Genomic DNA, 12005 nt, shown 5'->3' with positions numbered 1-12005 from the left:
TAATTTTCAGAATGTTTGAAACATTTGAATTTCAGACATTCGGGTTTGTTTCGGATTTCGAATTTCGCGCTTCGAGCTTAATTCTCTCGTATTCAATTGTATCAGAAAGTGTTTTTAAAAGTGGAGTCCTTGGTTGCCAACCTGTATCTTTTTTGAATTTGGAATAATCAGCGTAAACTGTTTTAAAATCTGTTGATCTGACTCTGCTCTTTTCCTGTTTTACTTCTATCGTTGCCGTTGAGAGGGAGATTAGAATGTCTAGAATCTCTTTTATTTTGACGGCTTTGCCTGAACCTATATTGTAAACTTCTCCCACTTTTCCTTTCTCGAGAGCGAGTAGGTAAGCTGAAACCATATCTCTAACGTCTGTGAAATCTTTTGAGCTTTCGAGATTGCCGACCTTCATAACTCCTTTCCCTTTTTTTTCGACTTGTGCTATTTGAGAAGCAAAAGAAGGGACGACAAAATCGAGCGATTGTCGGGGACCGATATGATTGAACGGACGAATCCTTACGATGTTTAGCTTATTATGAAGAAAATATTGCAAGCCTAGCATGTCCTGGGCAATTTTTGAGACTGCATATGGAGAAAGAGGCGCAAGAGGAGTTTCTTCGTTGACTGGCAAATATTTCTCTTCAACGATTCCGTATTCGTCGGACGAGCCAATAATTAATATTTTTGCTTTTGATTTAATTTTAACTAGTGCCTCAAGCAAATTGATTTGGCCGACGATGTTGTTATTTAGGGTTTCTGCGGGGTTTTCAAAGCTTTTGGGGGGCGACGAAAAAGCGGCGAGATGGAAAACGAAGTCAGGATTAATCTTTAAAACTTTTTCCTGTGTAGATTTTGCTTTTAGGATATCGCAGTCTATTAAGTTTATACTGTCTTTTATAGATCTTAAATTTTCCGTGGAGTGCTGCGGATGGTAAAAACCGTAGACATCAAATTTTTCAGATAACAGAAGTTCTGCTAAGTGACTTCCAGCAAAACCTGCGATTCCTGTTATTAGCGCTTTTTTCATCTGCCAATGTCTTCGTACTTGAAACCAGCGTTTCTTACTTTATTTTCATCGAGCAGGTTTCTACCGTCTATAATAACCGGCGCCTTGAGAAGTTTTTTTATTCTTTCGAGATCGATCTCTCGAAATTGCGGCCATTCGGTCACAATTATTAATGCGTCATTCCCTTTCGCAGCGGCATATTCGTCTTTCGCGTAATTAAGTTCGGGAAGTATTCTCTTCGCAGCATCTTCTGCCTCTGGATCGTACGCAGTTACTTTTGCACCTAATTCTTGGAGTTTTTTAATAATTTTTACAGATGGAGCTTCTCTCATATCGTCTGTATTAGGTTTAAAGGCAAGACCCAGAATTCCCAAAGTTATACCCTCGAGGCTCCTAGACCCTTTTTCTTTTGAAACGGCTCCTACAATTTTATTAACAAACATTTCTATTTGTCCCGCATTTATAGTGTCAACGGCCTTTAAAAGGTCGAATTGGTATCCGAAACTTTTAGCAATAGCGATAAAGGCCAAAACATCTTTTGGCAGACAAGAGCCGCCGTAACCAACTCCAGGATATAGGAAGGCACGACCAATCCTTTTGTCCATGCCTACTCCTTCCATAACTTTCTCAACGTTGGCCCCCATTGCTTCACAGAGAACACTGACAGCGTTTGCAAAAGAAATTTTAGTAGCAAGGAAAGAGTTAGACGCGTATTTAATAAGCTGCGCACTGCGCATGTCACATACTATTCTTTCACCAGAAATTGGCGCGTGTAATTCAAGGAGTAATCTTTGAGCTTTTTGACTCGACGTTCCAATGACAATTCTGTCTGGGTGAAGCGTGTCCTCTATCGCGCTACCTTCTCTTAAGAATTCCGGAGAAGAGGCGAATTCAAATCTGGCGTTTGCGTGTTTCTTTACGGTAGCTTCTAATTCCCCTTCAAAACCGATGGGAACGGTGCTTTTAATTGTAATAAGGGTGTAGCCAGAAAGGTTTTTGGCTGTTTCTTCCACCGAACTGAACAGAAACGACAGGTCTGCTTCGCCATTCTCTTTTGGCGGTGTCCCTACGCAGATTAGAACTATACTTGATTTTGGAACTGAATCTTTATAGCTAGTTGTAAAAAATAATCTTTTGGCGTCTATGTTCCTTTTGATGTAATCAGGCAATGATGGTTCAAAGAAAGGTACCTTTCCCCTTTTAAGACCTTCGATCCTTTTTTGGTCAATATCTATACAATAAACTTTGTTCCCGAGTTCCGAAAAAACCGCTGCGGTAACCAATCCTACATATCCTGCACCGACGATTGTTATAGTCATAACTCTTTGTTAATTTTGAGATTCCTTAAATATTTTTTCAAGGCCTTGTTTCCAATCTGTTGGGTAGAAACCTAATTTCCTTATTTTGCTAACTTTTAGTCCGCCTAAAACAGGTCTTTTTGCAAATTCTTTATTTTTAAAGTCTGAAAATATTGATTTTTGGGTTAGTTGTTTAGGGCCAGATATTCCTGATAATTCTGTGGCGTATTTTGCAAAATCGAATTGGCTGACAAGGGATGGGCTGGCGACGTGGAATACTCCTTTTTGATTTTTATCTAACAAGATTTTGATTGCTTTTGGAATATCAGGAATGTAAGTCGGTGTTGTATGTTGATCAAAGTAGAGAGGATACATCTCTCCAGATTTATAGAGATTGATAAGTCGTGTAAGCATGTTTCCCTTTCCTTCAGAGCGTGGACTGTAAGGGTAAGTGATCCTCAAAATTATAAAGTCTTCGAGCAAGTCTTTGATAATTTTTTCTCCCTCGATTTTAGTAATACCATACCAGGAGATATCGTCAAAGTTATCCTCCGGAGTTTCTTTTTCATCGTATGGACCATTTTTACCGTCGAAAATAAAGTCGGTAGAAAAGAAAATTAATTTTTTATTGTATTTTTTGCAAGCATTGACTATATTTGATGTCCCTTCAACGTTAATTTTCCAACAGATGCCGCCTTTATCATTTCTTTGCTCTTCCGCGCCGTTTACATCCGTGAAGGCAGCAAATAAAATTACAGTTTGGAAATGGTTGTTTTTAAAAAATGAATCGACTGAGCTTTGATTGGTTATATCGATTTTAATATCTTGATTGAGATCCCCTTTAATTAACTCTACTTGCTCTTTCTCTAAATCTTCAGACACTTGAGAAGCTATCATGGAACCTGAGCCAATTATCGCTACTTTCATCAAAGTCCAAAATCCTCTCTGACTTTGTTCCAGTCAAATTGGTTATTTGGTATACGGCCCTCGTCTTCAGGGTTGTAAAGTTTGGTAGGAAAGTTGAGAAGATAACCATTTTCTTTTGAAACTACCATAAATCCGTGGTAAGTTTCTTTAGGTATCACTACCATAAACATTTCTTCATCTTTTTGTGGACTCATAATAAAAAGGTTCAATTTGTCTTTTGTTTTAGAATTTTCTCTCGAGTCATAAATAGCAGTTACAATTTTGCCCGAAGCGCAAATAAAGCGGTCAAATTGATGTTTGTGAACATGCCATTGGTTTTCGTCACGAGCCAAGCCAGGTGGCGTAATTGACATGTATTGCATTGCAAATGGCATTTCCTTTTCGTCTAAAACGTCTTGCCAGTCACGCCTCATCGTCTCTACAAGGCTTCCTGATTCATCTTTGTGGATTATTAACTTTCTGAGAATAACTCCATCTATTAGACCTTCCTGATTTTCTGTGTCTAAGTACTTAAAATTCATCTTGTTTTATATTGTTTGTTGTAATAATCTTCGAAATTTTTATCCTTGAGCTTTTTCCACCACTGTTCGTGTTCCTGGAACCACTTTACGGTAAGTTCGAGGGCTTTTTCAAAAGTATATTTAGCTTCCCACCCAAGTTCTTTTTTTATTTTGGTTGCGTCTATCGCGTATCTTCTATCATGTCCAGGCCTGTCCTTTACATACTCTATCATGTCGTCTTTCATATTTAGGATTTTTAGGATCTTTTTTATTACTTCTATATTGGGAATATCCATATCTATTCCAATACAATAAGTTTCACCAATTTTCCCGTCTTCTAGAACTTTTTCTATGCCGCTACAGTGGTCTTCAACATAAAGCCACTCTCTGACATAAAGACCGTCGCCATAGACTGGCACTTTTTTGCCTTCAAGTAGATTTGTGATGGCAAGAGGAATAAATTTTTCTGGATAATGGTAGGGGCCAAAATTGTTTGCACAATTTGTTATTGTTATTGGCAGGTCGTACGTGTAGTGGTAAGCTCTTACAAGGTGGTCGGATGCAGCCTTGGAAGCTGCGTAAGGGCTGCGGGGATTATAGAGTGTTTCCTCCGTAAACTTTTCCTCTGTATCAAGTTCTAAAGCGCCAAAGACTTCATCTGTAGAAATATGATGGAACCTTTTAATTTTAGCGTCCAATGCGGCGTCTAAAAGAACCTGTGTGCCGACTACGTTTGTAATGATGAATGGTGAAGGATCAAGTATAGATCTATCAACGTGGCTTTCTGCCGCGAAATTAACAAGAGTATCTACGCCTTCGAGGGCTTCTCTGATTTGGGATGCGTCTCCAATATCGCCTTTTACGAATTTGTAATTAGGGGAGTTTTCAACGTCTTCTAAGTTTTCTAGATTGCCTGAATAAGTAAGCTTATCGTAGTTTATTATTTCGTCTTGAGGGTGGTTTTTAAGCCAGTAAAGTATGAAGTTGGCACCGATGAATCCGGCTCCGCCTGTGACTAAGATTTTCATAGTTAATTAAGTTAATTAAGTTGATCGGTTAGTAAAGTTAACTCAATTAACTTAGTCAACCAATTAACTTATTTCGACTAAAAATCTGTGAGTTCCTTTTCCTCTTTTTTACCTAGGCTTTTCCTGGCCCAGAATACATTTGTTTTGTAAAGACTGTCAAAAGTACCCGCATCGGACCAAAATCCTTTTAACTCTGCCCAACGGAGAGTACCTTCCTTTATATATATGTTGTTGACGTCTGTTATTTCCAGCTGTCCCCTTGTAGATGGTTTAATGTTTTTAATATGATGAAAAACTTCGGAATCATAGATGTAAAGACCGGTTACCGCAAGATTGCTTTTTGGATTTTTAGGTTTTTCTTCAATTCCAAGAACAGCGGACTTGTCTTTTGAAAGCTCTGCGATACCAAACCTTTCTGGATCTGGAACTTCTTTTAAGAAAACTACAGCGCCTTCTTTGAAATCTTGAACTTCTTTTGAAATATCCGTATCTGTGCAGTTATCTCCAAGTATGACAGTGATTGAATCTTTGTCAGCAAAATCTTGCGCTAGCCTTAAGGCATCAGCTATTCCCCCATCGCCGCTATTTTGGTACGCGTATTCCAGGTGACGAATCCCGAAATCCTTTCCGTTTTGTAGAACTCTAATAAAATCTCCCGCGTGAGGGCCACCAATGACAACAAGAATATCTGTTATTCCCGCACTAACGAGAGTTTGAATTGGATAATAGACCATCGGCTGGTCAAAGACGGGGAGCAAATGCTTGTTCGTTGCGTGGGTGAGTGGGTAAAGCCTTGTGCCTAAGCCGCCTGCTAAAATTACACCTTTCATTGATCTGTTTATTATATATCAGCCTTGCCCTTCGGACAATCTACTTTTCTGAAAAGAAAATATCGCTCGCGAAGCGAGGAAGATATATATGTCGCTTTTGTTTTTTTACAAAAGGAAGATATATCAGCAGGCAGCGTCAGCTTCCAGCTGATGAGGAATATACACAGCCAGCAGCCCGAAGGGCGAGGACCGCATGCCATGGCCCTGAATTGTTGAAGGGGCTCTGTATATTGAGGATCAGACTCTCGCTTTCGCGAGAATGACACTTGTTAGTTTTTGCTTTACTGATTCGAATCGCTAAATCATTTTCCTGACGATTGAATTGTGTCAAGGCGAATCTGCTGATTTATCTTAATTACTCTTTTAGCTTCAACCTAATTCGTAAGGAAATATTGAAGATACTTTCTTATATTATGTAGAGCTAGTTAAGACTATCTAGCTTAAAAAATTTCTTTAATATCTCTGCTGCAGGTTTTGGCGCTAATTCTTCGTTGTATATCGCGGTTGATCCCCCAATCGCCACCCAGTAATTTAAGCCTATTAAATGCTGTTTATTCCTAATTAGGTTTAGTGCCTGCTCGATCCATTGTGCCTGCTCTTCTTCTGTTAAGTTTCCGTGTATATCTGGAATAGGCGCTCCAAATTCACCCAAGAAAACTTTGGCACCGGTAGTTTTATGAAGTTCGTCTATATCCCGCGCTAACCTTTCGGGCGATTCTACATAATGATCTATAACTATGATGTTGCCCATCGCTTGTGCTGTTTCTTTGTCCATTATGAGTTTTGCGACATCAAAATTCATAGAATCTAGAACAGTAATGTCTTTATCAATACTCTTGAACTCCTCGAGGGAGGCGTTTCGTTCTGCGATTAAGAATTTTCTGTAGTCGGCAACATTCGTTTGGAACCTGGGGTCACCGGGACCGCCATTTTCACATTCGGGGCAAGGACTAAACACGTCACCATCTTTAAATAAATCCGCATTGTTTTTGATAAAAGACCTGGTCATACTCAAGTGTTGATCTCTCGTAATACTATTCCTGCCTTCACCAAACCACCCCTCCCATCCGGAAAAATTGCCACGGAACCAGATGTTGAGGTCGTATTTTCTTGCAACCGATACCCAACGTCTTAGAACCGAGTTGAATCTATCGTCGTAGGGGGTGGCAATTGCAACATGTGTTGCTCCGGTATCTTTGATAATTTTTATGTGGGCATCGATGTGGTTGTTGAATGTCGGGTCGTTAAGCTTTTCTGCGGAAAGATCTCTGGAATACTTCATCGTATCGATTGATTTTATCTCCCAGATTCTTTTATTTACTTGAGGAGAAGTTGGTAAACTGCTTTTTTTGTCGGCAAGTTTAAATATAAACATTGCTGATAACAAAACTACAATAATTAAAATTATTTTTTTCATTTTTGTTTGCCTAATGTTGGTGTTGTATTTACTTGTTGCCAATACTCTCGCTTGAGTTCGTAAATGTCTGCAAACGGGAAACTTTGGACTTTGTTATATTTTTCGAGCTGTCCAGATTCTTGTGTCAATTTAAATGCCAAATCGTTAGTGTCGTTTGTCCTCATCACTATCCATTTTGCCCACCTGTCGGGAGATGTGGTTGCGCTTTCCCAGTAAGCTCCGGTTCCCTCATGTATATATTTCTTCATTGGAAGACCTGAGGAAAAAATTATGGCATCGTGCGAAGCTGCCGATATCAAGATGAAGCCGGGCTCGTCTTCGGTATTTTGTTTTAGCCAACTACTAACTTCGGAGACGTTTTTCTGACTGCTTCCAACTCTCGCATCATCTATGGTTACCGCATCCACATTTGCGAAAGCAAAAAACGTTACAGCAATAAATAGTCCAGCGATAGTATACCTCAAACCTTTGACTTTGGAAATTAAATACCCGGTGAACACGGCCACGGTCGGAATCATCATTGCGCCATACCTGACGTTAAACCAAGTATTTCCCGAAAGACCCTGAATGAAGAGGACTGAATGTCCCATGAACAAAGCAAGGACGTTAAAAAGAAATGGTGCCATTAATGCACTGCTTGCTATTCGTACACTCGTCTTTGTGTTTTTATCCATCCATAAAACGATGGCTCCTACAAATCCTGTAATTGCCTGGAATGCGCCGGTGTTGTAAACCATCGCGTAAAGGTACATTTTTAATGAGAAGAGTATGTTTCCTTTGGTGGAAAGGACTCCCGCTTCTTCAAGCTGTGATTGCTGGGCTCTAGCGGAAAAAGGACCGAAAGCGAAATATAAGGGATCTCCAAAAATAAGAAGATTCCAAACAACCCAAAGGAATATACCGAATCCACCCAGAGTCAGAAAAAGTATCAATGTTCCTTCTGTGACTTTATATCCCCTACTTTTTATAAGCAAAATTGCAATAATAAAAGCGCTGAAGATGAGGAGAAACCAACCGTCATATCGAACAAGAGTTGAGAGCATTATCCAAAAAGATGACCTTATTACGTATACGATTCTTTCTGTTTTTGCCCATTGCATGAGATCGTAGACTGCGGCTGTCATTGTGAATATCAAGAGGAGTTCGGTCATCGCAGTTGATTGCAAATACAAAATGTTGATGTTGAGTGCAAAAATTAAAACAGCGATAATTCTCCCTAAAGGTCCTACATTTAAATTTTTTAAAATAAGATAAATAAGAACTCCCGTTCCCACAAAAGACAACATCGAAATGAGTGCGCCTGAAAGGCCGGTGTGCCACATAAAATCGTTCCAAATAGTCGGAACCATTAGAACGTGAGGAAGGGGCAACCAAACTGATCCCAGTTGAGCGATACCAGGTTTTAAGCCTTCTACGACTCTACGGCCTATATCCAAATGCGACCTTGCGTCGTTGTACGCAAGCGCCAAGCCGCTTGTGTAAAAGATAAAAAAACTAATGATGGCAGCTACCGTCAGAAAAATAGTTATAAAAAGTAGGTCTTTCTCGATTAAAAATGATTTAACCTTTTGAAATCTTTGTTTGTTGAGTTGTATGTTAATTGTCATTTGTCTATGATAGGTTTTTCTTTATATGCTGCAGAAAATATTAAAACCATAAAAAATAGGGATAGGCTGGAGAACAGAAGTAAATAAATTTGAGCTGGGATTATATTTGAAAAATAGAGATTGTAGATTAAGGAGCCTGAGAATTTATTTTCAGTGAGATGCCAATTGTAAATATATGTATGAGGTATTGGATTTTGCAAGGCTTGTGCTTCAACCTTAGGGGGTACTTGTGTAGAAGTTAGCGCTCCGAGGGTATTAACAAAGATGCTGTAGGTAGTAATGAGCGCCAAAAGTATAAGAAAAATAATTTTTCTTTTAAATCTTTCAATTATTGGGCCAATTCCAGCACAAAGAATTGCTGCTGTTGGAACCAGATACCTAGGGCCAAAAGACCAACCACCCCAAGGATCACCAAACATACCGTAAATTAGAAGGTTTGAAAAAATGACGGAACTTGCAAGTGTACTTGCTGTTTTCTGTTGTTGATTTTTGGATTTGACTGCCAGGATAAGGCCGGCTATTCCAAATGCCGTGATTGGGCTATAAAAGAGTATTCCTCTTTCATTGCTTGCAATAAGAAGAGGTAAGCCTTCCAACATTCTTCTTGGGTTAAACGGCACTTCTAATAACCTCAGCTCGCTTGATTCTTGATCTATTACTAGCGTTGCTTTGTTTTCTTCCTTTACAGGAAAGTCGGATCTGCCTATAAGTTGGCCTATTTTGAGGTATGAGCCAGTAAGTTTGTAGTTATACCAGCTAAAAGTTGCCAGAAAAGGAATCACGCCTATTAGGAAACTCAAAACTGTTAGTTTAACTACTAGTTTTGTTTTCTCTCCTAAGTCTTCTACCTTGATACTTCTTGAGAAGGCATAAAGAATGACTGGCGCCATCATGAAAACATTAGGAATATCCATCAATATTCCTAATCCAAAAGCAGCACCAAGTGTTATGTCTTTTACTAAAGTTCTTTTACCTATAGCGTTTAGAATTGCAAATAAGATTAAGGCAGTACTAATGTGGTGCTGGCTTAAGGTAAAGGCGTATACAAGGGCGTGGGTCGCAAAGACAAATGCTGTCCCTGAGAATAATGAGCTGTAAGCCCCGGCGCCTAATTTTCTTGATAGCTTGTAGACTAAAAATATATTCAAGAGTCCTGCTATTATGTTGAGAGAATATGTCGCAAGCTGGGCAAAGCCGATTTTTGCTCCCAGCAGGTACAGAGGTACTCCAAGAAAAGAGACTCCAGGTGTAAAAATAGAAAAGAAAGTACCGTTATAAGAAACTAGGTCGGGCGCCGCAAAATAGGCTCTCTCCTCGTTGAAGAAGAAGGTTCTTTCTTTTGCGATTGATTCTACAAGTGCAAACCTAGAATTGCTGCTGGAAGATTCAAATGGGCCTCCAATATTTTTATCTGTTTGGACTTCTGATTGATAAAAAACTGGGTCTCCACTTTTACCCTTGATACCAAGAATCAGCAGTGACGCCGAAGCTATAAAAACCAGCAAAAAAACAGCAATTTTCTTAAAAGTCATTCTATTTTACTTTGCACCAAGGACAACGTCTTTGCAAGACCCTTAAAGCTGATTTCGACTTAGGAGTTTTGTGCTTTTAGCAATAGGCCATTTGGCGTCAAGCTTTTTACGATCGCTTCTAGTCTTAAATTTGCAGTAGACGTTGATTAAATAATATATTGTCGATTTTAAAGGATGCTTTGCCACTTGTTGTAATAATTTTGTATAAAGAGCTAAGTTTGGCACACTTAATTCTTTTGTGACCATATCGGAATCAAACATTTCATACATTCTTTGATGGCCGACTTTGAAACGCGTGTTCTGTTTTACAATATCTGCCAGGTTTTTGGGTGCCCGATAATAAACAGTTCCGCTTTTGACAAACTTGTATTTGAGACCCGCCTTTAGGCAGCAGAAATAAGTAAAGATATCATTTGTAACCATGTCTGAAGGGATGCTAATCTGTTTTACGAGTTCTCTTCGATAAGAAAGGATTTGGCCTATTGCAGAAAATGCGTTATCGCCACCTCTTACTTCGTTACGGAATTGCTGATAAGGTTCAAAAGCCACTTTGCACACTTTTTCCCAATATGAATTTCCAGAGATCGGTTCAGGATTGCCTCCGCACATGCCAACCGTTTTATCTTTCATTAAAGGCTTGATCATATCCCTGGTTACAAATTCATGAGCAAAAATAACGTCAGCATCGGTTTGAACAAGAAAGTCTGTGTCGAGATCTTTATATATTTGGTTGAGGTGAGTTGACTTTCCTGTTCTTGTTTTGTGTTCAAAGAGGTGAACTTTAGGTATGTTGAGCGATTTTACGATTTGTGGTGTTTTATCCGTCGATCCGTCCGAATGAACAATTATTTTCGTGATTACAAAACCGTCTTCCTTTTGTTTTGCGACGGATTTTAAAAAATTAGCAATATTTTCTTCCTCGTTATACGCGCAGACGGCAATTGTTACAGCTGGTTTTTTCATTTAGATTACATCTTTTGTACTCGTTGAAACTTCCCACTTTGCTTGGTCAACGCCAATTATGGGACTGAAGAATTTAATGTAGTGGTAAATTATTAAATATATCGTCGTAATTATGGGTGAAATAAACATAAATTTAACTACTGCTCTTAGCCTTTTAAATGTGGGTATTTGGTACTCTTGTTCGACCAATTGTTTGTCGAAATGTAATTTAAGCTTTTCTTTGCCTTCAAAAAATCGGCTGCTTTGTTTTAAATGATCCTTAAAAGTTGCAGGGGACCGAAACAGGACTTTTGCTTTTGGCGCAAAGACAAATTTGAATCCGTTTTTAATACATAAAAAATATGAGTATGGATCTTCGGGGCAATCGTCGGGCCATTTTATTTGTGAGTAAAAGTCTCGCGAAAAGGCTCTTGCTCTTCCATGGCATAGATAAACATTGCTCCCTTTGTTTATTTTTTTATAAATCTCTTTTTTAAGCTCATGGCTAGTTGCGATAATTTTTTCGACCCACGTTTTAGGACTTGCGCTTATTGTGTCTGCACCAACTAAGCCCACTTTTGAATTCCTTAAAATAGGCGCTGTGATTTCTTCTATAAAATTTCTCCCAACCGGAAGAACGTCTGCATTTAAAATTATGAGTACGTTAGCATTTGCGCGATTTACGATTTCATTCTGAATCGCCCTGCTGCCTGATCTTTTTTTATGTTTAATTATTTTGAGATAGCGACTTTTTAATGATTGCGCTTCTTCGATTGTTCCATCCGTACTTCCGTCAGAAATGATGATAATCTCATTCAGCTTGACCTTTGTAAGCTTTTGCTCAAGAAGCGATTTTAATAGTGGCTTAATATTTTTTTCTTCGTTATATGCCGGTATGCCTAAACTAACAGTAGATTTTTTCAT

The 12005-nt window shown here is 38.9% G+C and carries 11 protein-coding genes; all 11 read right to left on the bottom strand.

The window, feature by feature from the left end:
* Window positions 1–31 precede the first annotated feature (31 nt).
* The 11 genes from NUV69_04980 to NUV69_04930 all read right to left on the bottom strand — a co-directional run bounded on the left by NUV69_04980 (window position 32) and on the right by NUV69_04930 (window position 12005).
* A complete protein-coding gene (locus NUV69_04980; GenBank protein ID MCR4325011.1) occupies window positions 32–1021 on the bottom strand; it encodes a GDP-mannose 4,6-dehydratase in 990 nt (329 codons plus the stop codon).
* Window positions 1018–2319: a UDP-glucose/GDP-mannose dehydrogenase family protein gene (locus NUV69_04975; protein ID MCR4325010.1), complete on the bottom strand. Its 1302-nt coding sequence runs from the start codon at window positions 2317–2319 to the stop codon at window positions 1018–1020. The genes NUV69_04980 and NUV69_04975 overlap by 4 nt, the downstream gene beginning before the upstream one ends.
* A 9-nt stretch (window positions 2320–2328) precedes the next feature.
* A complete protein-coding gene (locus tag NUV69_04970; GenBank protein ID MCR4325009.1) occupies window positions 2329–3225 on the bottom strand; it encodes a sugar nucleotide-binding protein in 897 nt (298 codons plus the stop codon).
* Entirely contained in the window at window positions 3225–3746 is a 522-nt protein-coding gene (locus NUV69_04965; GenBank protein MCR4325008.1) for a dTDP-4-dehydrorhamnose 3,5-epimerase family protein, read from the bottom strand. Before NUV69_04965 ends, NUV69_04970 begins: the two co-directional genes overlap by 1 nt.
* Window positions 3743–4753 carry a dTDP-glucose 4,6-dehydratase gene (gene rfbB / locus NUV69_04960; protein MCR4325007.1) on the bottom strand — a complete coding sequence of 337 codons (1011 nt, stop codon included), beginning with the start codon at window positions 4751–4753 and terminating at the stop codon, window positions 3743–3745. The genes NUV69_04965 and rfbB overlap by 4 nt, the downstream gene beginning before the upstream one ends.
* A gap of 77 nt (window positions 4754–4830) precedes the next feature.
* Window positions 4831–5583, bottom strand: coding sequence for a sugar phosphate nucleotidyltransferase (locus tag NUV69_04955; GenBank protein ID MCR4325006.1), 753 nt, complete (start codon window positions 5581–5583; stop codon window positions 4831–4833).
* A gap of 421 nt (window positions 5584–6004) precedes the next feature.
* Window positions 6005–7000, bottom strand: a complete 996-nt coding sequence (locus NUV69_04950; GenBank protein MCR4325005.1) for a hypothetical protein — start codon at window positions 6998–7000, stop codon at window positions 6005–6007.
* Entirely contained in the window at window positions 6997–8607 is a 1611-nt protein-coding gene (locus NUV69_04945) for a hypothetical protein (GenBank protein ID MCR4325004.1), read from the bottom strand. Before NUV69_04945 ends, NUV69_04950 begins: the two co-directional genes overlap by 4 nt.
* On the bottom strand, window positions 8604–10139 hold the full coding sequence (locus NUV69_04940) for a glycosyltransferase family 39 protein (protein MCR4325003.1): 1536 nt from the start codon (window positions 10137–10139) through the stop codon (window positions 8604–8606). The genes NUV69_04945 and NUV69_04940 overlap by 4 nt, the downstream gene beginning before the upstream one ends.
* Before the next feature lie 42 nt (window positions 10140–10181).
* Entirely contained in the window at window positions 10182–11102 is a 921-nt protein-coding gene (locus NUV69_04935) for a glycosyltransferase family 2 protein (protein MCR4325002.1), read from the bottom strand.
* Window positions 11103–12005 (bottom strand): glycosyltransferase family 2 protein, encoded by a 903-nt coding sequence (locus NUV69_04930; GenBank protein MCR4325001.1) that lies wholly within the window; start codon window positions 12003–12005, stop codon window positions 11103–11105.

This window comes from Candidatus Curtissbacteria bacterium (assembly GCA_024654445.1).
GTDB lineage: Bacteria > Patescibacteriota > Microgenomatia > Curtissbacterales > GWA2-41-24 > JANLHP01.
Note: the sequence above shows the minus strand (reverse complement) of the source record. Positions and strands in the feature narration are given on the sequence as shown.